Origin of the sequence: Arthrobacter globiformis (genome assembly GCF_030817195.1) — a bacterium.
In the GTDB taxonomy this organism is placed as follows: Bacteria; Actinomycetota; Actinomycetes; order Actinomycetales; family Micrococcaceae; genus Arthrobacter; species Arthrobacter globiformis_D.
This window is the reverse complement of the sequence record NZ_JAUSYZ010000001.1, coordinates 205,403-230,854: the sequence shown is the minus strand read 5'-3', so window position 1 is coordinate 230,854 and position 25,452 is coordinate 205,403. Positions and strand designations below refer to the sequence as shown.

The window sequence follows — 25,452 nt, the reverse complement described above, 5'->3', positions numbered from 1 at the left end:
GGGTTTCAGGGCGACTCCGTGGGGCCTCTCGATCGTTTTCTGCACCCATTAGCCCGGCTTACAGGCATTCCGCGGGTCGCTCCTACAGTGGGGCCGTAGCGCGTCTCGTGTGCCCTCCGCGTCAAGGCCGGACGGTCACCGGCGTCCGCTCGACTCCGCGTTCCTAAAGCCGTTCCAAGGGTCCGTTGGCGCCGCCCTAGCTTCCAAAATCACGCGGGTACCCAGGCAGCCCGACGTCGACCGCTAGCCGCACGCGTTCCGTGAACAGCGCGCTGGTGCTGGATGGGAAAGGACCTTCTGCGTCATCCACCACCTGATTTGCCGGCCTTGGGCTCTCACGTTGCGGAAATCCGAGGTGGAATCATGCGTGCCCTGTCGTCACGACCCCATAAACCAGCAATTCTCGGTGCGGTGCGGTGCGGTGCGGTGCTGGGTGATGCAGTATGGCCGCCTGGTTCGGCGCGAGGGTGCCTTTACGGGCTTGGTCATGTTTCACGTGAAACTCCGGCCCGCGCTATCAGCCCTAGCCTGTCTTTTCAGACGCTGAGCGATCCATCCCTGCGGCCCAGCGGCCGCTCCTTCTGGTGCGATTATGGGCTGGTGTACGCGGGTGGGGCGGTTCTTCTAATTTGCGCGTCCCACCCTACAGCGGGATTGCCAGATACTTGGGGCTGCGTCCTCGTTTACTGTGCGCGTTTAGCCTTGGGTGCATCATGTGGTCGTGATGAACGACGCCACAACTCATGTCGTAGGTTAGCGCAACATCAGGAGTTGAAAGTCTCGTGGGTGCAAACGCAGCTGTGCCAGCTGGATGCGGAGCAGTTGACTCGGCCTGATTCCGCGCCTGGTGGAGCCCGATAGCTCGTTAATGCCTACCGACGAGCGGACCTAGGTTCTGCCAAGCCATGACAGCCAAAGTGTGGCATCACGTGTTCCGGGCATCCGTTTCACGTGAAACATCGAGTCCTGGCCGTGGGCGCCAGCCGCATGTACATGCGTCATTGGGGCGGCGCATGTTTCACGTGAAACAAGAGGACCTCGTGCTGCCCGGTGTGGCAGCGACCGAGCGGCGAATGTGGTCTCCACGCTACAGGGGTCTGAGTCTGTCTGCCGCTGCCGCGTCGAAACTCCGCACCTTGACCTTGATGCCGTTATGGCGTTGACCAGGATGACACTAAGCCAACGTCCATGTGGAGCGGACCAGGTACTGACGGGTCCGCAGCCCTGTAGATTCTCTCGTCCTCCCAGGGCCCCATGAGAGGAGACGCGAACGTGGGGCTGAAGAGGGACGCGGACTCGATCATCCGAGATGTCCGGCCTGACAATGAACCAGAGGGACCAACGGAGCCGCGATAGGCGTGAGCAACTCCCGGACCTGGCCCCTTTCGTAGTTGCAGGTATCTGTGGCCGAGGGCGCTTCAGGATGGGTTCCATCGATGCTCCACAAGGTCCTGCTTTCGTGCGCCTCCCCCGTGTTTGCGGCCATCCCGGCATGCGTATCGTCCCTGCGGGATGGTCGGGTAGCGTGTCGCCTCTGCGGGCTGGCTGGGTAACGTACAGGCGCTCCAAGGATGGCGAGTGCCGGGCTCCGCGGATTTCCTGGGTTCTGTCTTCATCAGCCTCCCCCGGCAACGATCTCTGCGCGAACCTTGCAGGGCGGTGTCCAACCATCTCGGGAGTTGCTACCTTTGACCGACTACCCGCATGTTCCCCGGCCACTGCCGCCGAAGGGATGGTGACTATCATGAGCGTCCATTCCCAGCTGACGCATTGCTCGGCCAATGCCACGTTTCACGTGAAACGTCTGGACCTCTGGCGATGCACTTAAGCTGACAGTCGCGAGGAACTGTGTTCAGCCCCAGCGGTTCCCAGCAACGGGCAACCCGTATCCCCGGCAACACGGAAGCGCAGCGACGCACCTTCCGCAGGGACGTCTCCACGCTCTCACCCGAATCCCCCGGTACGCGACCGCCGGCTGGCACCACGACGACAACGCTGTAGCCATCAGCTATCCCCGCCAGCTATGGTGGCCCGAGCGCGCTGGCGCGCCCGACCTCTCGCATCCAGGCTTCTCGCCGGCAGGCCGAGGCATGCATCCGGGCCGCTAAAGAAGTTCAGCCCGGCGCCGATATGGTAGATCTTCGTGGCAGAATCCGGCGTATTGGGCTCGCCTCTAACCGACCAAGTGCTGCACCAGCTCGCACCCCAACGACCTCAGAATCGCTTTTTGATCCCACCCGCGGTGCCATCCGTAGTGTGCGGGCTCCGCTCTTCATGCGGTCTCGTGCGCGTGACACTGGGGAGTCCCGTGCCTGTGCTGCAGAACCAAATACTGCAGAACCACATACCGCAGACCAGATTTCTCGGACTATTCCACTGGTGATAAGCCGGTGGATAAGGCTGTGGATAACGCTGTGGATAAGGCTGGGGATATCACACACTTCCCGGCGCCTACTGGCCATGCCGGTGGGTACGCTCGGGCTTGTTTAATGTGGGCCCTCGCCGGCATCTGTAGTGTATGTTTCACGTGAAACGCAGCATCAATGCCGACGCTCCCCATGTGGTGTGCTCTTTTGACGGCGTTTTAGCGCCGCAACCCACCGGAAATAGTTGTTTATTCAGTGATCCGCCACGGATCGACCCGAGCCACCATCCCCCAATGCCACATCGAATCCGGGAACGCAACTTGGCCGATCCCGCGTCGCATGACGCTCCGGTCTGTGATACTGCTCACGGAGAGTACCGGCGGACCCACAGGCTTGCCCAGCTTGCTGTGGATAACGCTGTGGATTCCGCTGTGGATAAGACTGTGAATAATGTCATGGTGAGTCTCACCATATCGGCGCATGACGGTCCCCGACTGGCCTCGAGGACTGTCTTTCCGTGGTTCCGACTGGAGTCCATGACCGAACTTGTGAGCGGCCCGAAGAAGAACTCCGGTGCCAAGCGGTTCGCCATTGATGCCTTCTTGAGCGAGAAGGTACGACTCCGAATCAGTCATTCAGGCCCCGCGCCGGCTGGTCAGCGCTCCCCAGTACACATTCATCCAAGTCCCCGCAAGCAGGTAGTGGCGCCCCCTTTCGATCAATGCTGAACATTGCTGGATAGGCCGGTGGTATTTCGTGGCGCGGTTGCCAGGAACCCAGCCGTTGGGGCTACCCACTGGGTGCGCTAGCCTCAATGGTGGCTTGTGGAATTCGACGCTGCTCATGGGGTCGGCGTAGATCATCGCACCATCGCCGGGTGCCCTGACATCCGGGCAGTGGCCGGTGCCCTCATGTTTCACGTGCACAGTGCCCCCTGCAGCTTGGCCGTGTCCTGAAGACCGGCGTGAAATTACCCTTTTGCGATGCGGGCCCCAGGCGACCACGTACTGCGACGTTGGTACTATGGTCCGCCCACGGTTCCTGCTGCACTGCGCTGACGCTGCACTGCCGATGAGAGGAGTATGGTCCCTAACGAAATGGGGTTCCGATGATGTTGTAGGCTCGCCCCTGACGCTGCGACTTCCATCTCATTTCCGATGCGGGAGGCGTCGTGGGCGAATGTCAGAAGCTGAGGCATGTGGGCGCATCGCGATCCGCGTTCGGGGCTGCGTACGGAGCCAGCGTCAGATGAACAGCTTGCTTCACATTGTGTCGTGCGGGCCGGTAAGGGACCTGTGGGTTTCAAGTGCCGTTCAGCAAGGGTCTGGAATGGTCACCATGAAGTCGGCCGTCCGTTCGCAGTGTTGGCATGGGGTGACGTGGAAGCCAAAGCGGTCTCGGCAGGATATGGTGGAGGACCTCGTTGAATGGACATGCTGAGATCGACCCGAAGCCGACGGGTTTGTGGGTACCAGCAGCTCTATGCGCGATCCACTGGGCCACAATGCTTGGGACCGCCCGGCGTCAGCATTCCTGGTGCGTCGCGTCTAGAGCCCTGCGGTATACGTCCTGCCACGGGGTGAGCTCATCTGAGTACTGGGCGCCTTGAGGCATCTGGGTCTTTTCCCCTGGACGGTCAGGTCGGGGGCGTCTCTTTCCGGTCCTCATGTTTCACGTGAAACGTGGTGCCCGAGCCTGGTCCTGCGCCTCTTCGTCCCGCACTCGGCAAGTTCTTGGATGTCACCGGCTGCTGCGCTGAATTTAGCTGCGCTGTCCGCGTTGGTCTCTGTCCTAGGCGAGGTCTTTTGGCTGAATGCCGTATGTAGTAGCTGGCTGGCTGGAGTGTGGTGGTGTGTGACGGCTCGAACGCACCCTTGTCCGAAGCGGACGACGCCTGGCACCGAGGTCTTTGAGTGGGGGCCTAGAGGAACTGATCAGCACCGCTCTTTTGATGGTTTCGCGGGTACCGCTACCTGACTGCGCGCCTGCCCAAGTTAGACCGGCATTCGCCCGGCCGCTGCACTGTTTCACGTGAAACACGTGCGCCAGATCGATCACCTGCGAGCGGTCCCGGACTGTACTTGTCCGCGAAATGACGGCGTGGTTCTTGGCGTGGCAGAACCGGCGCTTCACATAGATGGTCCTGCAGAACGGCGCTGGTGGCCGGCCAGACCACTAGCGAAGCAGGACGATTGCAGCAGTGGACAGCGTTTCACAGAACACGATTCCTTCATCGTCGTGCGGTCCTGGGGTGCGGCGTGCCTACCAGGTTCCAATGACGGCCGAAAGCGGCTCGAAGCACTTGGACTGGTTCCAGCAAAAGCCGGACTCCTAGGGGCGGTGCATTCGTCGGTCCACGCGTGCAATGCGGATGCCTACCTTTCGGCCGGCGACTGAATTCGATGTTGCCCTGTGCTTTTCGTGCCTCGAGGGCGCTCTGGCGTCGGGGCATATTCCGCGCTTTGTGCCCCTGGTTCGTGTGAGTTTGGTGTGAGCGCAGCTGAATCGACTCAGCGCGGCCGACGTGCAGATCGGCCCGCCCCTAGGTTGCATCGAAAGTAGATCGGGCAGAGGATTCGCATGTTTTTCCAGAGGTAGGTGTGCTCGGTCAGCGACGCGCCAGCTGCTGATGCAGGTTGTATTTCCATCAACGTATTGATTCGTTCGTATTCTCCGTATGCCGTTCCATATGGCGGAGTCCGAAACGTCTCGAGATCGATGTAGGATCGTCGCGCCTTTTGTTGGTCTGCGACATGCGAAATCTATTGCGCGTGTCCGCGCGGAGAGGGAATGCCCTGATAGCCCGCGGGTAAGACGGGTTCAGGTCAGTGTGTTGGCCCCGCAGCGCTGCGGAAAAGCGCATGCGCTGAGAGCCCTAGGGCTGTTTTCGAATCGATGCGAGCAGGAGGGTGCAAACGCCTTCTGTGCACGGCCTGGTAGTTCGTAGATCGACGGTAGGGGCTGCTCAATTGGGAGTGGTGGATCGCGAGTTCGCCATTGCCACTTCTCGGGATGGAGGAGTAGCCGGCTGCGGGCGGATGGACTATTGCGCTACGGGGATCACGTTTCACGTGAAACACGCTTGTGGGAAGGCATTGTCGGGCTGGCCCCGGAATTTGTGGTGTCAGGGGGGAGGCTACATTTTGAGCCGACCAGGCTGCAGTCACCGGTATGTGCCGCAATTGTCCGTATTCCCCGTAGTCCGAGATCCTGCGCCAGCAGGCGGGCCACGGGCCACGGGTCAAGGGAAGGCGTGGCTTGGATGCAGCAGTATGTCCGCACACGGCTTCGGGTGACTGGTCTTATCAGAGTGGTCTTTCACCCGCGTGGAGGTGGGATTGGTAAGAATCCCATGCGGAAGCGCTGCTACGGCGACCATCGCCCCCAATGCCTTGCGAATGCACACATGGGAACACGGGCTTGCGCCTAATGCCGGTACCGCGCGGCTGTTGACGAAGAAGTATTGGTTTTCGCTATTTCGAGCCCATGGACGGAGAATTCTCACTTCGCGGTAAAGGCAAGGAGGGTCAGAGGCCGTCTGCTTCAGAGGCCGAGGAAAACCCAGGAAGGGTGATGCACGCAGAACCACGGTCAAGCGTAGGAGAAAGCGCTCTGCATCGCAGAGTCAACCGATTAGGGTGGCCAAGCTTCGACCCGTTGATTTGCCCAACCGGTCAAACATGCCCTAGCAGTTTGATAGGTCCCCCACGCGTAGTGCCGCCGGTTTCACGTGAAACATTGCCATGGGCGCGCTATACGCGCATCTGGTTCGGCTAGCGCCGCACGGCGTCAAGCACACCCGATCCAGAGAGGTCAGGACGGAAGATGAACCGGTTCAAGCCGGGTGTACGGGTCAAAGGTCCCCTGCACCACGACCTGTTGCCCTCAAAATGATTCTGAGCGAATAGAACCACAGAAAGAAATTGGACAGGGTTACTTTACGACTGGATCAAGCCGCTGTTCAGCTAGCGAGGCTGGTGGTGACGTCGCTACTCAGCTGCAGGTGTCCCAAATTGGACGAGATCCAGTTGAGGAACAACGAGTCGGGGAACAAAGAAGGTGGCCACCACTCCCCTGAGAGTGGTGGCCACCTTTGCACACCTATCGCCGGCGTAGCCTGTCAGGATTCCCGTCCAGCCCTGTTGCGGCTAGGACAGAACGTCCGCGAATTCCTTCTCGAAGAACTGCTTCGGCTTTGCACCGATGACCGTGCTCTTCACTTCGCCGCCCTGGAACAGGTAGACGGCGGGAATGGAGGTGATGCCGTACTCCGCGGCGATCGCCGGGTTGTCATCGACATTTACCTTGACGACGTTGACCTTCTCGCCGTACTCCACTGAGATCTCATCCAGGATGGGACCCAGCTTCCGGCACGGACCGCACCATTCAGCCCAGAAGTCAACGATTACCGGCTTGTCAGCGGCGAGTACGTCAGTGCTGAAGCTTGCGTCAGTTACATCTTTTGCGTTGCTCATAACCCTTGTCTCTCTCTTCGAATGATTTCAGCGCCGGTCAGGCGTGAAGGTCTGCGAGGTAGTGCTCGACGTCGATCGCTGCGACACAGCCGGAGCCGGAAGCAGTGATCGCCTGGCGGTATGTCGGGTCCACGACGTCGCCGGCGGCGAAGACGCCCTTGATGCTCGTACGGGAGCTGCGGCCTTCGACGGCGATGGTCCCGGCGTCCGTGATCTCCAGGCTGTCCTTGATGAGCTCGGTGCGCGGATCGTTGCCGATAGCCACGAAGACGCCGGTCACGGCCAGTTCGGACTCGGTGCCGTCGACCAGGTTCTTCAGCTTCAGGCCGGTGACTTTGTCTGCACCGAGGACGTCCTCGACAGCGGTGTTCCACACGAAGTTGATCTTCTCGTGGGCCTGCGCGCGGTCACCCATGATCTTGGACGCCTTCAGCGTGTCACGGCGGTGCACCACAGTGACGGACTTGGCGAACTTGGTGAGGAAGAGTGCTTCCTCCATGGCAGAGTCGCCGCCGCCGATCACTGCGATGTCCTGGTCCTTGAAGAAGAAACCGTCGCAGGTTGCACACCAGCTGACACCGTGGCCGGAGAGCCGCTTTTCGTTGGCCAAGCCGAGCTCGCGGTACGCCGAGCCGGTGGAAAGAATGATGGCGCGGGCGCGGAAGGTCTCCCCCGTTGCGATGGTGACAGTCTTGATGTCGCCGTCGAGATCCAGGGCGGTGACGTCCTCGAACTGGATCTCGGTGCCGAAGCGGGCAGCCTGCTTTTCGAAGTTCTCCATCAGGTCCGGACCCATGATGCCTTCGGGGAAGCCCGGGTAGTTCTCGACATCCGTGGTGTTCATGAGCTCACCGCCCGCAGTAACGGAGCCAGCCAGCAGCAGCGGCTTCAGGTTGGCGCGGGCCGTGTACACGGCGGCGGTGTAGCCTGCGGGGCCGGAGCCGACGATGATGACATCACGTACTTCTGACGCGCTGTTTTCTGCGGTGCTCACTGAACGGTGAACCTCTTCCTTTGTCGATGCGCCAGCCTTCCGGCCGGCCACATGGCACAACTGATTGGCAGTGTGGAATATTCCAAACGTGTTTGGAGGCAGGCGAAAACACCCGTGCCTGCACGGGAACACCGCCACGGGACTTTCCACAAGGGTACCGCCTCCGGCAACCTGAGGGCATGCCGGTTACGCCCGGGAGGAAGGTGACTGCCGAGCGGCGGGGTCCCCTACTGGACCTTGATCTCCGCCAACCGCAGGCCGTAGCCAAAGCGGGTCTTTGGAGCTGCGAGCTTGGGCAGGTTCTTGATCGAGATGATGACGTACTGAGCGGTCACCGGTTCGGCAAGCGGCATGGTGAGGTCAGGCGAGGTGAAGCTGTTGGTTCCCACCTGCTTTGCACCGTCCAGCGCCGGGCGGTCGTTGGTGTAGACCGTGATGCTCCCGCCCGAGGCACCCAACTGGTTCAGGGTGATCGAGGAGACCCGGGAAGAGCTCTTGAGCTTGACCACCAGCGGGACACCCTCGGGAGCAAGGCCGCCCCAGTCCTCGGTGGCAAACTCCATGTCTGACCAGTAGCTGGCCGCGTTTCCGTCGAAGGCCTTGCCGAGGTCGTCGTCGTACGTCGCTGCGAAATCAAAGTTGCCCTGGCGGGTGATCCCCTCGATGGCCGGCGGCCCTGCCGCCGGAGCGGTGCTCTTGGTCGGCGTTCCGGTACTCGGCTGGGTGGCAGCCGACGGCGGTGCGGTGGCTCCGGCGGTAGCTTCGGTTTGCGGTGCGCTCTTGAAGAGGCTGCCGAGGTTGGTCACGGCGAAGATGAGTCCGACGATCAGGACGGCCGCGAGAAGGCCACCGACAAGCCACCGCATGGAACGCGGTTCCTTCTGTGGCTCGTCGTCCTCATCGTCGTAATAATCGGCAGCGGGAGCGGCACCGGTCCCGGCGACGGCAGGGAAATTGCCTGCACGGCGGTCCTGTTCGTGCGCGTTGCTGCCCTCGTCGTCGTACTCGTCTTCGGGGACGTAGTCATAGTCGTTTTCGGACCACAGCGACACCTTGGATGAGTTGTGGCCGTCACCGGAAGCGGCGGCAGCACCGGCGGCCGCTGCACCTGCGCCGGCGACACCTCGTGCAGCGTTTCCGGAGCGGTTGTGGTTGTTGTCGCGCTGCAGAAGTGCCTGCTCAACGTTGTCGTGCTGCGCGGCGTCCTGCTCATAGCCCTTGTCCGGCTGAATCGGCTGCGGCGCAGTAGTCTGCGGGATGCCCTGCCGGTCGCCCCGCGAACCGGCCGCGGCGGCACCAGCGGCACCGGCACCCGCAGCGGCGGCACCTGCGGCACCGGCACCTGTGGCGGGACGGGCTGCTGGAAGCGGCGGCACGACAGGTGCCTTCCGCACCGGCGCTGTGGGTGCCTGGGCAGGGGCCTGCTGTCCGTGCCCCTGCAGAGACGCTGCCCCGTGGCTGGACCGGCTCGCGGCGGGCGCAGGCGCGGTGGCAGGGTACTGCCCGCCCGGCTGGCTTTCGTTGTAGTTGATGTACCCGGCTTCGACCTCGTCGTCTTCGTCGTAGGCTTCGGGTTCGTGGGAGCGGGCCTGACCGAAGATCTCGCTGCCCAGGGTGTCCGTGAAGAACGGTTCCACGTAGGGCGGGTTGGAGGCAACCACAAGGTCCAGCAGGTCAGCGGCCGAGGTGTGGTTGGTGATCAGATACGTCGTGGCGTCGCTGACTCCAAGGTCCAGGATCTGCACGTTCCCGGGGCGCTCCCCCGTGGCCACCTCGCGGGCGCTCTGGGCTACCTGGTCGGCGTTGTACGGGCCGGCCACCAGGATGCTGACCGGGCGGTTAAGCACCTGGTCCACACCGTCCAGCACCAGATCCTGGTCATGCGAACTCAGCACTGTGGCCGTGACCTTGTAGCGGCCGCCAAGTACTGATCCGACATCGATCGGGTGGGACACGTGTTCCTCCTAGCCTGTCCGGGAATTGCTTCTGGCCCTGGCGATGCATCGCCACGGAAGGCCTCCGGCGCGCCGGCGGACCCCTTGGTCTGCAACTACCCTTGTTCCCCTCGATCCTAGCCGATGCTGTGCAACGGCCGCGGAAGACGGGGCTGGCCGGCCCCCGTCCGGGCTACTTTTTCCTCCGCCGCCGCGACGGGAAATGCGGGTTCTGGCCGGGGGTGCCCTGGTAGGTCCGACGGCCAGGAAGCGGTATCTCCCCGCGCAGGGCATTCCCTCGGGCTGTCCCGGGGACATCCTCCTCAGGAAGGTAGGTGGCGCCGTCGTGGTCTTCCGGTTCCGGCTGGGGCGCAGGCCCGGCACGGAAGGAGGCAGAATCGAACTCGCCGGAAATCCGGGGAATCAAGCCGGTGTCCGACGAGACCGTGGCGCGTTCCGGCGTCGGACGTCGCCGCGACGCAGTGCCGGCGGATGCTCCGGGAGCCGAAGCCCCGGCGGTTGCAGGGGCAGACGGAGCAGCCGCCGGCGCGCCGGAACCGCGGCCCAGCCGCCCCAGCAGCGGCCGCAGCAGGTCGCGCAGCTCCGTGACCCGGAACAGCTTCAGCAGAACCAGGTACGCGGCGAGCATGACGGGGCCGACGACGACGATGGTCACCAAGGCGGCGGGCCGGCTGCTCCAGGCGAATCCGACCGGACTGTAGCTGCCCATGAGCCACAGTGCCCCCGCGCCGGCAATGGCCGAGCCGAGGGCCGCATAGCCCATGCGGATATACGAGTTGATGATCCGCGGACCGTCCAGGTGTCCCAACAGCCGCCGGAGGAAGATGGCGGAGACGACCACCGAGAGGATGTTCCCTCCGGTGTAAAGGACGGCGATGGCGAAAATGATCTGGTCGAACGGCAGGAACTGGATGAAGAACGCGGCCACGACATTAACCACGGCCAGAACCAGCTGAATGTAGAACGGCGTCCGCGCATCCTCGTTGGCGTAAAAGACCCGGGACATCATGAAGTTGGCGCTCATGAACGGGGTGCTGAGGGCCAGGATGGTGAGGGTCTGCGCCAGCAGGACACCGTCCGTGGGGCGCCCGCCGGAGAAAAACATGCCCAGCGGACCCGCCAGGGCGAAAAGCGCCAGGGCTCCGAAAACGGTGGCCACGGCCATGGTGCGCAGGCCGTGGGACAGTGCTTCGCGGAGTTCTGCGCGGTTCCCATCCTGGGAGGCCCGTGTCATCCGGTTGAACAGCACAGTGGCCAGGGACAGCGCGATGATCGAGTGCGGCAGCAGGTACAGCTGGCTGGCCACCTCGAGCACGGCGTTGCCGGGCAGCATGGCGGCGGCGCCGTGGTCGCCCGCCTTCTCCAGGCGAAGCCGCTCGGTACCGGGGATGGTGGCGATGCGCATGACATAAAGGAACGCCAGCTGCCCGACGGCGGCCGTCAGGAGCGTCCACACACTCAGTCTTGCGGCGTGGCCGAGCCCCACACCGCGCCAGCCGAACCGCGGACGCAGTCCCAGTTTCAGCCGGAACACGGGAATCAGCAGAATGGCGGTCTGGGCAACCACGCCGATCGTTGAGAAACCGGCGACAAAAAACGTCTGGGAACCACCCCAGTTGTCCAGCGAATGCGGATTGGCGGCGTTGGCGCCGAAGATCCAGATGAACATGCCGAGGCCCGCGATGGCCACGATGTTGTTAAAAATGGGCGCCCACATGGCAGGTCCGAACGCGCCGTTGGCATTGAGGACCTGGGTGAGCAGGGCATACAGGCCGTAGAAGAAAATCTGCGGCAGGCACCAGAAGGCGAAGGCAACGGCCAGCGACTTTTGCTGCGGCGAGTAGCCCTGCGTGGTGAGTTCAATGACGGCCGGTGCAAACAGCGTGACCAACAGGGTCAGGGACATCAGCACCAGGACGGCCAAGGTGAGCAGCCTGCTGATGTAGTCCGCTCCCCTGTCCGGGGCCTTGCTCGCTTTGATGATCTGCGGCACCAGCACGGCATTGAAGACGCCGCCGGCCACTAGCAGGAAGATCAGGTTGGGCAGGTTGTTGGCGTTGATGAAGGTGTCAGTGACCGTGGAGCCCAGGCCGAGGGCGGCGCCCAGCATCCACGTCTTGCCGAAGCCCAGAAAACGCGACACGAGGGTTCCAGCGGCCATGATGGCGCTGGAACGGGCCTCGCCGGGCTGCGCGGCACTGGAGGCTGCCTCGCTGGCGGGCGTCACACCTGGCGGTGTTTCGTCCGGCTGCGCGGGCTGGTCGGAGGACGGACTGGCTGCTGACATCGTCTTCATCGTCTCACCCGGGTGCTGATATTGCGGCACGCAACGGGGTATCCGGCAGGCATTGCCGGACGGTCAGAGGTGCTCGGGAAGGACTTCGCGTGCCAGGTCGGCGATGCGGCGTTCATTGGGGAACGAAAGCTTCCGGGCAAGCTCGTGGATGGGAACCCAGGCAACATCAACCGCTTCCTTGTCAGGATCGTTTTCGATGGTGAGTTCACCGCCAGTGGCGCGCAGCAGGTAGTGGTGCACTGTCTTGTGGACGCGGTGCCCGCTGACGGTAAACCAGTAATCGATGCTGCCCAGCGGGGCCAGGATGTCACCGTCGATACCGGTTTCCTCGGCAATCTCACGGACCGCGGCTTCCTCGTTGTTCTCCCGGCCCTCAGGATGCCCCTTGGGCAGGCACCACTCCAGCCGTCCGCCCCTGTTAAGGCGGGCAATAATCGCAACCCTCAGTTCGTCGTCGGACGTGTCCACCACGACGCCCCCGGCGGAGATCTCCTCAACGGTGGGGAGCGAGGCCGGGGCCGAGTGCGGTGCAGGCGCGACATGGGCACCGATTGCCGACGGCAACGGTGGGTTCGTCCTCCTGCCGGGAGCGCTCGGTACTGGATGGGCCATGCAGTCCACTCTAACGACTCTTGCCCCGCCGTGATGACCGGGACATGGCTTGCAGGTGGACTCCATGTAGCGGGCTTCGCCGGCGCCGTCGCACAATGACGTGATTTGGTGCGGTGGGGCTTGGTTTTCTGACAAGCTTAAGTAACTATGGCGCACGCACATCAAAAGACTGATCTTCACACCGTTGACTTCCAGGTGGACCCGGTGGTCCTGGAGCTCGGTCAGCGGTTCGTGGATGCCGGTCATGAGCTGTCGCTCGTCGGCGGCCCGGTCCGGGACCTCTTCCTGGGCCGCACCTCCCCCGACCTCGATTTCACGACGGACGCGACGCCGGACCAGACCGTGGCGCTGATCAAGAAGTGGGCAGACAACTTCTGGGAGATCGGCCGCGCCTTCGGAACGATCGGCATGCGCAAGGCCGGTTTCCAGATTGAAATCACCACCTACCGTGCCGAAGCGTACGACCCCGAGTCCCGGAAGCCCGTAGTGGCCTTTGGTTCCTCCCTCACGGACGACCTGCTGCGCCGCGACTTCACCATTAACGCCATGGCCCTGCGGCTGCCCGCGATGGAACTGGTGGATCCCTTCGGCGGAGTCCGCGACCTGTACGCCTCCGTGCTGGCCACGCCGGGCGCTCCCGAGGCATCTTTTTCCGACGATCCCCTGCGGATGATGCGGGCAGCGCGGTTTGCCTCCCAGCTGGGGGTGGCTGTGCGGGACGACGTCCGGGTTGCCATGACCCGGATGGCCGAGCGCATCAGCATCATTTCGGCTGAACGCGTCCGTGATGAGCTGGTCAAACTCGTCTGCGGTCGGCACCCCCGCGTGGGCATCGACCTGCTGGTGGACACCGGCCTCGCCGAGTTCGTGCTGCCCGAGGTGTCCGCGCTCAGGCTGGAATCTGACGAGCACCACCGCCACAAGGACGTCTACCAGCACTCCCTCCAGGTCCTCGAGCAGGCGGCCGCCCTGGAGACAGATTCCGACGGCGCCGTCCCCGGCCCGGACTTTGTCCTGCGGTTTGCGGCGCTGATGCACGACGTCGGGAAGCCGGCTACGCGCCGGTTCGAACCGGGCGGTGCGGTCAGCTTCCGTCACCACGACCTGGTGGGGGCCAAACTGACGACGAAGCGGATGAAGAACCTGCGCTTCGACAACGACACCATCAAGGCCGTGGCCCGCCTCGTGGAACTGCACATGCGCTTCTATGGCTACGGAGACGCCGGCTGGACCGATTCCGCTGTGCGCCGTTACATCACCGACGCCGGTCCCCTGCTTGAACGCCTGCACCGCCTGACCCGCTCCGACGTCACCACACGCAACCAGCGCAAGGCCGACCGGCTGTCCTTCGCCTACGACGACCTCGAATCTCGGATTGCGGCCCTCCGCGAACAGGAATCCCTGGACGCGGTCCGCCCGGACCTCAACGGTGCCGAGATCATGGCCCTGCTGGACCTCAAACCCGGACCCGTCGTGGGCAGGGCCTACAAGTTCCTGCTGGAGGAACGGATGGAAAACGGGCCGCTCGATCCTGCCGACGCCGAGTCCCGGCTGCGGGCCTGGTGGGCTGAGCAGCCTGAAGCCGTTCCAGCCGATGCTTCCGCTTCTCCCGAGTCTCCTGCTTCTCCCGCCGACGTCGAATCTTCCCCAACCGAGGAGTCCAAGTGAACGCCGCCAACATCGCCCGCCCCCAGCTCTGGATCCTGCGGCACGGCGAAACCGAATGGTCCAAGAGCGGCCAGTACACCGGGCTGACGGACCTTCCCCTGACGGTGGAGGGCGAGCAGCAGGCAGTCGAGGCGCGCAGGATCCTGGACACCGTTGATTTCGACCTGGTCCTGACGTCTCCGCTGCGCCGTGCCCGGCGGACCGCGGAACTCGCCGGTTTCCCCGATGCCGTCCACGAACCGCTGGCCGTGGAATGGGACTACGGCGACTACGAGGGCATCAGCTCCGACCTGATCCGCAAGGACAACCCTGACTACCTCATCTGGACGCACGGCGTTCCCAATGGCGAGAAGCTCCATGATGTCGCCGCCCGGGCAGACAAGATCGTGGCCCGGGTCCTGGAGTCCGGGCTGGACAACGTCCTGATCGTGGCCCATGGCCACTTTTCCCGCATCCTTACCGCCCGCTGGCTCGAGCTCGAACCTGAAGAGGGCCGGCACTTCATCCTGGGAACAGCCAAAGTCTGCACCCTGGGCTGGGACAAAAGGACGCCTGCCATTGTCCGTTGGGGTCTGTAAAAGCACCTTTTCGGATTTATTTTCCAAAAGCTCTGGAATTGAGTAGTCAGCTGTGCCATTCCTGGTGTACTTTTATTCCTGACCCCAGAGCGATCTGCCAGGGTCATGGCGCGTGTTGTACCGGCCCGTTATCCCGTGCAGCGGCAGAGCAGAAAAGGAGGTTGGGAAAATGATTACTTTGACTAGCGGATGGAAGATGACCATCACCGCGTTTCCGGCCTTCACTGCTGACCGGCGCCCTCTTCACGGACTCGCCCGAGCCTAATTCTGACTCCCCTGCCGTTCTCCCGCGCATAAAACGGGAGAGCAGGCGGGACATGTGCAGATGATGCTGCACTTTCTCAGAAGCCCTGACCCCGGCGGCCTGATGTAGCGGAACCACGCGGTTGCGCAGCTCCCCCATAATTCGGAACCCTGCTTCCTGTTGGGGTTGCCGCGCTGCCGTTGCTGGGGCCAATTGCCGCTTTTTGCGGATTCCATTTCCTTCCTGGGCATTTCTTTGCCTTTTTACGGCCATTTCTTTGCGTACTCGAATGGCTCTAATTGCCCTGCCCGGATTTTTTTCGTTGTTTCCTGAAAAGGAGGTGAAAAACCATGCTCCGCAAACTCCAAGAGATACTTTCCGGCCGCGATTCCAGCGGTGAGGCCAGCCTTTCCGGCCGCGATTCCGCACCGGCCCAGCAGCCACAGTTCGATGGCCGGCTGCTGGACCGGAAACGGGAGGACGTCTACACGCTCATGCATCAGCAGATGAGCAGCCTGCGCTGAGCCTTTTAAGCAGGGACCCACCGGTAAGCTCGAAACCATGCAGGAGACACAGCCGCCGCCCGATCGAAAGCTCGCGCGCCTGGTGGTGCCGAGCCGCAGCGACCGGCTCCTGCGGAATTTCACCGAGCTCATCGGCGGGCCCCTGGGCCAACGGTCTGCGCCGGGGGTAGTCGCGCCCGGCTTCTTCACAGTGGAACGCGTGCTGATCATCCTGACCGTGCTCGCCGCCCTTGCTGCCATCGCCATCAAGGACTACTGCCGGGTGAACGGCTGGGAGACGCCGTCGCAGTTCTATGCGACCTGCTACTCGGATTTCCCTGAGCTGTTCCGCAACCGGGGACTGGGTGACGGGGCCTTTCCGTTCTTCACGCCGGGTGCCCTCTTCGAGTATCCGGTCCTGATGGGCCTGATTGCCGGCATCACGGCCCGCCTGGTGCCCGGCGAAGGAGTCACGGACGCCCGGATCCTCGGCTACTTCGACGTCAACGCGACCCTGATCGCAGCCGTCTGGATCGTCACCGTGCTGGCCACGGCACGTATGACCCGGCGCCGGCCCTGGGATGCAGCCATGGTGGCCCTGGCGCCCGGCATCGTCCTGGCCGGAGTGATCAACTGGGACATGTGGGCCGTTGCCATGCTGGCCCTCGGCATGTACTTCCTGTCCCGGAAGCGGCTGGTCCTGGCAGGCGTCCTGATCGGGCTGGGGACTGCCACCAAGCTCTACCCCCTCCTGGTCTTCGGAGCCATCTTCCTGCTGGCCCTGCGTACCGGCAAGATCCGTGCCTTCCTGGTCCTGGCGGCGTCCGCCGCCGCAGCCTGGCTCGCCGTCAACCTGCCCATTGCCGCGCGGGACCCGGCCGGCTGGAAGTACTTTTTCGAGTTCACGCAGGACCGCCCCGCCGGCTACAGCTCTCCCTGGTTCGCCTACAACCTGGTGGCCGGGCGGGTGCGCTGGACGCTTCTCACCCCGGAGGCCATCAACACGCTCGCCCTGAACGTGTTCCTGCTAGCGTGTGTCCTCATTGCGGTGTTGGCCCTGACCGCTCCGCAGCGGCCGCGGATCGCGCAGCTGACCTTCCTGATCGTGGCGGCCTTCATCCTCACCAACAAGGTCTTCTCACCCCAGTTTGTCCTGTGGCTCGTGCCGCTGCTGGCACTCGCCCGGCCCAAGTGGCGCGATTTCCTGATCTGGCAGGGCATCGAGGGGCTGCACTGGGCGGCCATCTGGATGTATCTTGGCCAAGTGACCAGCGGCGGCGTCTCACAGCACAACATCGACATGCCGTACTACGTCCTGGCCGTCGCCGCCCATATGCTTGCGACTGCATATCTTATGCTGCGGGTTGCGTGGGACATCTGGGATCCCCGATACGATCCCATCCGGCGGCATGCCATGGACGACCCACATGGCGGCCCCTTCAACAACGTCCCGGACAGGCTGCGGATCGACCTGCTCCGTCCCTCTGCTTCCCTGGTCCCGTGGCGAACGGTCGCCCGCGATGCCTGACGTCGCCGTCGTTGGTTCCGGACCTAACGGACTCGCCGCCGCCGTCGTCATGGCGCGGGCGGGGCTCAAGGTGCACGTGTACGAGGCCGCGGACCAGGTCGGCGGCGGATCCCGGACGTCCCAGGTCATCGAGGAAGGGCATTGGCACGACATCTGCTCGGCCGTGCACCCCATGGCGCTGGCCTCGCCCTTTTTCCGGGCGTTCGAGCTAGCGCGGCGGGTGGACCTGCAGCTTCCGCCGGTACAGTTCGGCTCCCCGTTGGATGGTGGCCGGTCGGCCCTGGCGTACCGGTCGCTCGACCGGACCGCCGACGAGCTGGGCCGGGACGGCCGCGCGTACCGCCGGCTCCTCGCTCCGCTGGTGCGGCACATCGACGGCGTCGTGCAAACCACGTCCGACCAGCTGCTGCGCGTTCCCGGCGATCCGCTGGCCGCAGCCATTCTGGGACTGCGGACCGTTGAACAGGGCTCGCCGATGTGGAACCTGCGCTTCCGGCAGGACAGGGCGCCCGCCCTGCTCAGCGGCGTGGCAGCCCACGTCGTGGGGCGCCTGCCCTCACTGTCCGGGGCGGGAGCCGGCCTGTTGCTCAACGCCTTGGCGCACAGCGGGGGATGGCCGATTCCAGTGGGAGGATCGTCCGCGATCGCCGATGCGATGGCGAAGGACGTCGAAGCCCACGGCGGCGTACTGCAGACAGGGTTCCGCGTCACGTCGCTGGCGGAGCTGGAACCGGCGAAGGCAGTGCTGCTGGACGTTGCGCCTCCTGCCCTTGCACGCATCGCCGGCAGCCGCCTGCCCGCGTCCTACCGCCGCGCGCTGGAGTCCTTCCGGTTCGGCAACGGCGCCTGCAAGGTGGATTTCATCCTGTCAGGACCCGTGCCGTGGACCGCTGCAGGACTGGCAGGGGCCGGAACAGTACATATTGGCGGCACGCGCGAGGAAATGGCGGAGGCGGAGGGCGCCGTGTCCCGCGGCCGGCACCCGGAGCGGCCCTACGTGCTGGTTTCGCAGCCGTCGGTGGTTGATCCCGGCCGGGCGCCGGAGGGCAGGCACATCCTCTGGACCTACTGCCATGTGCCGTCCGGGTCCACGGTGGACATGGGCGAGGCCGTCATGGACCAGCTGGAGCGCTTCGCGCCAGGGTTCCGTGACCTCGTACTGCGGCACAAGGTCACGACCGCGGCCGAACTTGCCGCCTACAACGAAAATTACATCGGCGGCGACTTTAGCGCCGGACTTCTGGATCCCCGGGGACTGGTGCAGCGGCCGGTCGTCTCACCCGTGCCTTGGCGCACCCCCGCGCGCGGGGTCTACCTGTGCTCCTCCTCGACGCCACCAGGACCCGGCGTCACCGGCATGCCCGGGTTCCGCGCGGCCAAATATGCCCTCAAAGACATGTTTGGGTTGGACGTCCCGGCACTCGGCCTCTAGCCGAGCGGAGCCGGGTTGCGGCGTGGCTGTGTTGTGGCTCGCGCCCCGCATCCGCTGGGGGATAATAACGCCGTGGGGAACACTAAAAAACTTTCACTTGTCCTTGCTGGTCTCATACTCAGCGGCTCACTGGTGGCCTGCGACGACGGCCGCGGCGGTGCGGAAGCCGCGGCGAAGCAGCTGGCCTCCGCCGTCGCCGGCCTGGACCTCCGCCCGGTGGCCTTCGACGGGCGCGATTCGACGGTGGCCAACGACCAGCTCAACCAGGTCTTCAAAGCGCTGGCGCCGGCCAAGCCCTCTGTCGAAGCGGGCGAGCTGACGCTCGACGGCGACACTGCCCGGATCCCGCTGAACTACAGCTGGAAGATTTCCACCGGGGAGTGGAAGTACACCGTCGAGGCCGACTTGCGGAAATCCGGCGACAAATGGCTTACCGTCTGGTCGCCCGGGCTGCTGGTCCCCAACCTGGCCGAAGGGGAGATCCTCAGCAAGGCCACGCAGTCATCCCCGCGGGCCGACATCCTCGGTGCCGGCAATCAGAAGCTCGTGACGTTGCGGCCGGTGGTCAACGTGGGCATTGACAAGCCGCAGCTGGGCGGCGCTGATGCCGCAGATGCCGCCACCAGGCTCGCCAAGCTCGTGGGCGTGGATCCCGCGGCCTACGTCCAGCAGGTGGAGGCATCCGGGGCCGAGGCCTTCGTTCCCGCCATCACCCTGCGTAACACCAGCGACCGTGCCGTGACCGACGCCGAGATCGAGGCCATCCCGGGTGGCCGGGCCATCCCGGGCCAACTGCCGCTGGCACCGACGCGGAACTTCGCCCGGGCTGTCCTGGGCACCGTTGGCGAAGCCAGCGCAGAGCAGATTGAAAAGTCGAACGGCACCCTGACCGCCGGCGACGTCATCGGCACGGGCGGACTCCAGCAGCAGTACGATGCACAGCTCCGCGGAACAGACGGCACCGTGGTCCGCGTGCAGCGCGCCGATCTGACCCGGGAAGAGATACAGGCGGCACCCACTGACCCGCGGCGCACCGTCTTTGAGGTGCAGGCTGTTCCCGGCACGCCGTTGCAGACCACCCTCGATATGAAGCTGCAGCAGCTTGCCGAGGACACTCTTGCCGACATCAAGCCGGCGTCAGCCATCGTGGCGCTCCGGCCGTCCACGGGTGCGGTCCTCGCCGCCGCGTCGGGTCCCGGAAGCAACGGCTACAACACGGCGATGCTCGGCCAGTACGCGCCGGGATCCACTTTCAAGGTGGTGGACTCCCTCGCCATGCTCCGCAACGGATTCACCCCCGATTCCACCGTCGAATGCACGCCCACGCTCACCGTCGACGGCAGGAAGTTCAAGAACGCCGAGGGCTACCCCAAGGACTCCCTCGGATCCGTGACACTGCGTGACGCCTTCGCCCACTCCTGCAACACCGCCTTCATTGCCGCCCGGGACAAGGTCACCCAGGCCCAGCTGGAGTCGGCCGCCACCTCCCTGGGGGTGGCCGTGGAGGCCCCGAAGCTTGGCGCCGAGGCGTTCCTTGGCTCCGTTCCCGGTGAGGCCGAGGGCACCGAGCACGCGGCAGCCATGATCGGCCAGGGCAGGGTGCTGATGTCCCCGCTGTCCGCCGCCGTGATGGCAGGCTCGGTGGCGAAGGGCGCCCCCGTGTCCCCGGTCCTGGTGGAGGAAAGCGCTCCGTCCGCATCGACGTCGGCCAGTCCCACGCCGACCCCGGAAGGTTCCGCCCCGTCGTCGACCGTCACAGCGGAAGCCCCTGCGAAGACCGCCCAGACACCTGTCACCAAGGCGGAAGCAGCCGCCCTCGCGGACATGATGCGTGCGGTGGTGACCTCGGGCCACGCCGGATTCCTGGCCGAAGTCCCCGGCGAACCCGTGGGCGCCAAGACGGGAACCGCCGAGTTCGGCAACGCCAACCCGCCCAAGACCCACGCATGGATCATCGCCGTGCACGGGGACCTGGCCGTGGCCGTGTTCGTCGAGGACGGCGGGCTCGGCGCCACGACTTCCGGCCCGCTCCTGAAGAAATTCCTGACTGCCGCCGGCTGACAACTCCCGCACACTCCCCCCGCCCGGAGTTTTTGTCCACTTGTCGCGACTTTAGGGCCCATTTGAGCACGATGTCTGTACAAAAACTCCGGCGGGCGGGGCGTGGGAGAATTGCCCGGTGGCCCATATTGACGTTTCCGGCATCGACTACTTCCTCTCCGACGGCAGCCAGCTGCTCAACGGGGTGACCTTCAAGGTCCCCGACGGCACCAAAACGGCGCTCATCGGACCCAACGGAACGGGCAAAACCACCCTCTTCCGAATCATCGCCGGCGACCTCACTCCGGACGAAGGCGTGATCGGCCGCTCCGGAAACATGGGAATCATGCGGCAGTTCGTGGGGCAGGTCCGTGACGACTCCACGGTCCGCGACCTTTTATTGTCGGCCGCCCCTCCGGCGCTGGCGGATGCCGCCCGCGCCGTGGATGAGGCTGAGCTTGCCATGATGGAGCACGACGACGAGCCCACCCAGATGCGGTACGCCCAGGCAATCGTCGACTGGGGAGATGCCGGCGGGTACGACGTCGAGACCGTCTGGGACGAGGTCTGCATGGCCGCGCTGGGACTGCCCTTTGACCGCGCCCAGCACCGCCGCGCGTCCACGCTGTCCGGCGGCGAGCAGAAGCGGCTGGTGCTGGAGGCGCTCTTTGCCGGTCCCGACGAGCTGCTGCTCCTCGACGAACCGGACAACTACCTCGACGTCCCGGGCAAGCGCTGGCTCGAGGACAAGCTCAACGAATCGAAGAAGACGGTCTTCTTCATCAGCCACGACCGGGAGCTGCTGAACAACGCCGCCGGCCGCATCGTCACGCTCGAGCCGGGCATCAACGGGGCCGGCGCCTGGATCCACGGCGGCGGCTTCGGGTCGTATGTAGAGGCGCGGGCGGACCGGAACGCCCGCTTCGAGGAGCTTCGCAAGCGCTGGGACGAGGAGCATGCGAAGCTCAAGGAACTCGTCAACATGTACAAGAACAAGGCCGCCTTCCGCTCCGACATGGCCAACCGCTACCACGCAGCCCAGACCCGGCTGGCCAAATTCCTCGAGGCCGGCCCGCCGGAAGCCCTGCCGATTGAGCAGAACGTGCAGATGCGGCTCAAGGGCGGCCGCACCGCCAAGAGGGCCGTTGTGGCCGAAAAGCTGGAACTGACCGGCCTGATGAAGCCCTTCTCCACCGAGATCTGGTTCGGGGACCGGGTGGGCGTGCTGGGCTCCAACGGGTCCGGCAAGTCGCACTTCCTGCGGCTGCTGGCCACCGGGGGCACCGACCCGGAGCGGGAACACCTGCCGGTGTCCGACGTCGAAATCGCCGAAGTGCCCCACGAGGGCACCGTGAAACTTGGCGCCCGTATCCGGCCGGGGTTCTTTGCGCAGACCCACGTCCGGCCCGACCTCATGAACCGCACGCTGCTGGACATCCTGCACCGCGGCGACGAACACCGTTCCGGTTTGGGCCGGGAGGCCGCTGCCGGAGCACTCGACGGCTATGGGCTGGCGGGGCAGTCGGAACAGAAGTACGAGTCGCTGTCCGGCGGACAGCAGGCACGGTTCCAGATCCTGCTGCTGCAGCTGTCCGGCGCCACGCTGCTACTGCTGGACGAGCCCACCGACAACCTCGACCTGCACTCGGCCGAGGCCCTGGAGCGGGCCATCGACCACTTCGAGGGCACGGTCCTCGCCGTCACGCACGACCGCTGGTTCGCCCGGACCTTCGACCGCTTCCTGGTCTTCGGCTCCGATGGCAAGGTGTACGAGTCGGCCGAGCCGGTTTGGGATGAGAAGCGGGTGGAACGCGCCCGCTGAGGGTTCCGACAGGCTCGACCAGTGCGGCACTAGAGTTGTCGGATGACCTCAACCCAGCAGCTTGCCGGCCGGCAGGTTTCCGCCGCCGCCTTGGCCACGTTCATCATTTTCGGCGCCAACGGCCTGGTCTTTGCGAGCTGGGCGGCCCGCATTCCGGCTGTGACGGAGATCCTGGGGATCTCGTCCGGGCAGATGGGAACCCTGCTGCTGTGCACCGCCGTCGGGTCGCTGATCGCGCTTCCCACCGCCGGGCACGTCATCAGCCGGATCGGCACCGCCAACACCGTCCGGGCCAGCGGCCTGCTGGCCGCGCTGGCGGGTGTAGGCATCGCAGTGTCGCTGCTCGCTGAGTCTGTTCCCGGCACCGCTGCATCCCTCTTCTTTTTCGGCATCGGCATCGGGCTGTGGGACGTGTCCCAGAACGTTGAGGGCGCAGACGTCGAGCACCGGCTCCGCAAGACGGTGATGCCCAAGTTCCACGCTGCCTTCAGTGGCGGTGCCTTCGTAGGCGCCCTGATCGGGGCTGGTCTGTCGGGAATGGGCGTGGGTTTGCCGCAGCACCTGCTGGTCATCGCCGCCTCAGTGGCGGTGCTGACAATAGTGGTCCCCCGGTACTTCCTCCCCCACACGGCACCGGAGCGGCCCGCCGACGGTGAAGCCAAGACGGCACGCGGACCTTCGGCATGGCGGGACGGGCGCACCCTGCTGATCGGCGTCGTGGTTCTCGGCGCCACGCTGACCGAGGGCGCAGGCAACGACTGGATCGCCAAGGCATCCGTGGACGGGTTGGGAACCTCCGAATCGACCGGCGCACTGCTCTTCGCGCTCTTCGTCCTGGCCTATGACCACGATGCGCTTCTTCGGCGGCACCGTCATTGACAGGTACGGCCGGGTGGCAGTGCTCCGGGGCAGCATGGCAGCCGCCGCCGCAGGCCTGGCACTGTTCGTGTTTGCCGGAAACCTGGGGCTTGCTGCCGTTGGAGCAGCGCTGTGGGGAGTGGGGGCGGCCCTGGCCTTTCCCATGGGGATGTCGGCAGCTGCAGACGATCCCCGGCACGCAGCGGCAAGGGTGTCGGTGGTTTCCACCATCGGCTATGTCGCCTTCCTGGCCGGTCCGCCGCTGCTCGGCTACCTGGGGGACCTGACCGGAATTCACATGGCACTGCTGGCCATCGGTGTGCCCATCCTGGTTGCCCTGATGCTCGCCGGCGCCGCCAAGCCGCTTCCCGCCAGGGAATGACCTTAGCGGGACAGATGCCGGGAGCACACCGCGGTACCGGGCGGTAGGGTGGGGAAATGCGACGAATGCTGCACCGGGGGCCAGGCTGGATTGCCGCCCTCGACCGCACGCTGATGCGGACCGTCTCCGGCTTCCCGGGCGGGCACCATGACACGTTTTTCCGCCGGCTCTCGGCCTCGGCCAACAAGGGCAAGCTGTGGTTTGGCGTGGCTGCCGTGGCTGCCGCCATCCCGGGGCGAACCAGGCGCGCAGCACTCCACGGCCTGCTGGCCCAGGGCGTCGCCTCAGCTGTGACGAACCTCGTTTTCAAGACCCTGCTGCCCCGCGCGCGGCCGCTCCCTGAGCATTTGCCGGTGTTCCGCTTCGTCCATCCGCAACCCACCAGTTCATCCATGCCGTCCGGCCACTCGGCCTCAGCGGTCGCATTCGCCTTGGGCAGTGGAATGGTACAGCCGGTGCTCGGAGCAGTCGTCGCTCCTGTTGCCGCCGGCGTTGCATACTCCAGAGTGCATACAGGCGCCCACTGGCCCTCGGATGTGCTCTTCGGTTCGGCGATCGGTGCGGGCGCAGCCCTCGTGACGAGAAGGTGGTGGCCTGTTCGCCCGCCCATGCCCGCCACGTCCAAGCAACGGGTACAGGCGGCCCCACTCCCGCAGGGCGAGGGCCTGAGCATCGCCGTGAACACACTGGGTGGCTCCTTTACTGAGGAAACGGCTGCCGCCCTGAGGGAAGTCTTCCCGCTCGCTCATATAACGCTCGTCGCACCGGACGACGACATTGCCCAGCGGATGGAGGAGGCAGCCGCCGTGCCGGGCATTCGCGCACTCGGGGTGTGGGGCGGGGACGGAACGGTGGGCACTGCGGCGGCGGCCGCCGTCGAGCATGATCTTCCCTTGCTGGTGCTGGCCGGCGGAACCCTCAACCACTTCGCCCGGGACGCCGGAACGCCCTCCCTGGTGGAGGCGGTGGCCGCAGCGGAACGCGGTGAAGCGGCGCTGGCAGACGTCGGGGCCGTGGCTGTTGAACGCGGTCTCGCGGACGATCCCGAACGGGTGGAGCTGATCATGCTTAACACCGCAAGCATCGGGCTGTACCCGAACCTGGTGCGGCGTCGCGAACAGTTGCAGCCCGCCCTCGGGAAGCCTCTCGCCGGGGTTGTGGCGATGTTCCGGACCTTCGCCATGGAGAAGCCGATTACGCTGATCGTCAATGGCGTCCGGCACAGGCTGTGGATCATGTATCTGGGCCGCGGCCGCTACTACCCTCGGGACCACGCCCCGCTCTTCCGGCCGGTACTGGACGACGGTGTGCTGGACGTCAGGATGATGACCGCCGACGAGTCGTTCGCCCGCCTCCGCATGCTTTGGTCCGTGCTGACCGGCACGGTGGCGACGTCCAGGATCACCCACCTCACCGAAGCCACCCGTGTCCGCGTGGAGTGCGGCACCGCCCCCATGGTGCTGGCGGTGGACGGCGAAGCCATGCCCGGCGTCCGGGCCGTCGAATTCACCCTGAAACGTGCCGCCCTGCGCTACTACTCACCGGCGGACGGCAGCTGACCCGTCGCTCATCCCACCGGATGACACCCGAGACCCTGATTCGCCCCTGAATCATCCCTGAGACCGGCGAATTCGGCAGCCGGCGTCGGTAGCGTGGAACGTGCACACCAGACAGCACGCCCGTAGCTACGCAAAGGAAA

The 25,452-nt window shown here is 64.8% G+C and carries 13 protein-coding genes and 1 pseudogene; 9 read left to right on the top strand and 5 right to left on the bottom strand.

What is annotated here, in order from left to right; genetic code table 11:
• Positions 1-6,514 precede the first annotated feature (6,514 nt).
• The 5 genes from trxA to QF036_RS01060 all read right to left on the bottom strand — a co-directional run bounded on the left by trxA (position 6,515) and on the right by QF036_RS01060 (position 12,650).
• Entirely contained in the window at positions 6,515-6,841 is a 327-nt protein-coding gene (trxA, locus tag QF036_RS01080) for a thioredoxin (protein ID WP_003800194.1), read from the bottom strand.
• 37 nt (positions 6,842-6,878) lie between these two features.
• Positions 6,879-7,835, bottom strand: a complete 957-nt coding sequence (trxB, locus tag QF036_RS01075; protein WP_307098431.1) for a thioredoxin-disulfide reductase — start codon at positions 7,833-7,835, stop codon at positions 6,879-6,881.
• A gap of 227 nt (positions 7,836-8,062) precedes the next feature.
• Positions 8,063-9,790, bottom strand: a complete 1,728-nt coding sequence (locus QF036_RS01070) for an ABC transporter substrate-binding protein (protein WP_307098429.1) — start codon at positions 9,788-9,790, stop codon at positions 8,063-8,065.
• 172 nt (positions 9,791-9,962) lie between these two features.
• On the bottom strand, positions 9,963-12,077 hold the full coding sequence (murJ, locus tag QF036_RS01065) for a murein biosynthesis integral membrane protein MurJ (RefSeq protein ID WP_307098427.1): 2,115 nt from the start codon (positions 12,075-12,077) through the stop codon (positions 9,963-9,965).
• Between the two features lie 72 nt (positions 12,078-12,149).
• Positions 12,150-12,650, bottom strand: coding sequence for an NUDIX hydrolase (locus QF036_RS01060; protein WP_076799448.1), 501 nt, complete (start codon positions 12,648-12,650; stop codon positions 12,150-12,152).
• Positions 12,651-12,845: 195 nt separating this feature from the next.
• On the opposite strand from QF036_RS01060, the gene QF036_RS01055 reads away from it, so the two are divergent.
• From QF036_RS01055 to QF036_RS01015, 9 genes and pseudogenes are all read left to right on the top strand, one after another.
• Positions 12,846-14,366 (top strand): CCA tRNA nucleotidyltransferase, encoded by a 1,521-nt coding sequence (locus QF036_RS01055; protein ID WP_307098425.1) that lies wholly within the window; start codon positions 12,846-12,848, stop codon positions 14,364-14,366.
• Positions 14,363-14,944: a histidine phosphatase family protein gene (locus tag QF036_RS01050; RefSeq protein WP_306920110.1), complete on the top strand. Its 582-nt coding sequence runs from the start codon at positions 14,363-14,365 to the stop codon at positions 14,942-14,944. The genes QF036_RS01055 and QF036_RS01050 overlap by 4 nt, the downstream gene beginning before the upstream one ends.
• A gap of 594 nt (positions 14,945-15,538) precedes the next feature.
• Positions 15,539-15,712, top strand: a complete 174-nt coding sequence (locus QF036_RS01045) for a hypothetical protein (protein ID WP_307098422.1) — start codon at positions 15,539-15,541, stop codon at positions 15,710-15,712.
• 37 nt (positions 15,713-15,749) lie between these two features.
• Positions 15,750-17,219: a glycosyltransferase family 87 protein gene (locus tag QF036_RS01040; RefSeq protein WP_307098421.1), complete on the top strand. Its 1,470-nt coding sequence runs from the start codon at positions 15,750-15,752 to the stop codon at positions 17,217-17,219.
• On the top strand, positions 17,212-18,651 hold the full coding sequence (locus tag QF036_RS01035; RefSeq protein ID WP_307098419.1) for a phytoene desaturase family protein: 1,440 nt from the start codon (positions 17,212-17,214) through the stop codon (positions 18,649-18,651). Before QF036_RS01040 ends, QF036_RS01035 begins: the two co-directional genes overlap by 8 nt.
• Positions 18,652-18,723: 72 nt before the next feature.
• Positions 18,724-20,712: a penicillin-binding transpeptidase domain-containing protein gene (locus QF036_RS01030; protein WP_307098418.1), complete on the top strand. Its 1,989-nt coding sequence runs from the start codon at positions 18,724-18,726 to the stop codon at positions 20,710-20,712.
• A gap of 118 nt (positions 20,713-20,830) precedes the next feature.
• Positions 20,831-22,513 (top strand): ABC-F family ATP-binding cassette domain-containing protein, encoded by a 1,683-nt coding sequence (locus QF036_RS01025; protein WP_307098416.1) that lies wholly within the window; start codon positions 20,831-20,833, stop codon positions 22,511-22,513.
• A 42-nt stretch (positions 22,514-22,555) separates the two neighbouring features.
• Positions 22,556-23,753, top strand: a pseudogene (locus QF036_RS01020) (MFS transporter).
• Positions 23,754-23,809: 56 nt separating this feature from the next.
• Positions 23,810-25,312 carry a bifunctional phosphatase PAP2/diacylglycerol kinase family protein gene (locus QF036_RS01015; protein WP_307098414.1) on the top strand — a complete coding sequence of 501 codons (1,503 nt, stop codon included), beginning with the start codon at positions 23,810-23,812 and terminating at the stop codon, positions 25,310-25,312.
• Positions 25,313-25,452 lie beyond the last annotated feature (140 nt).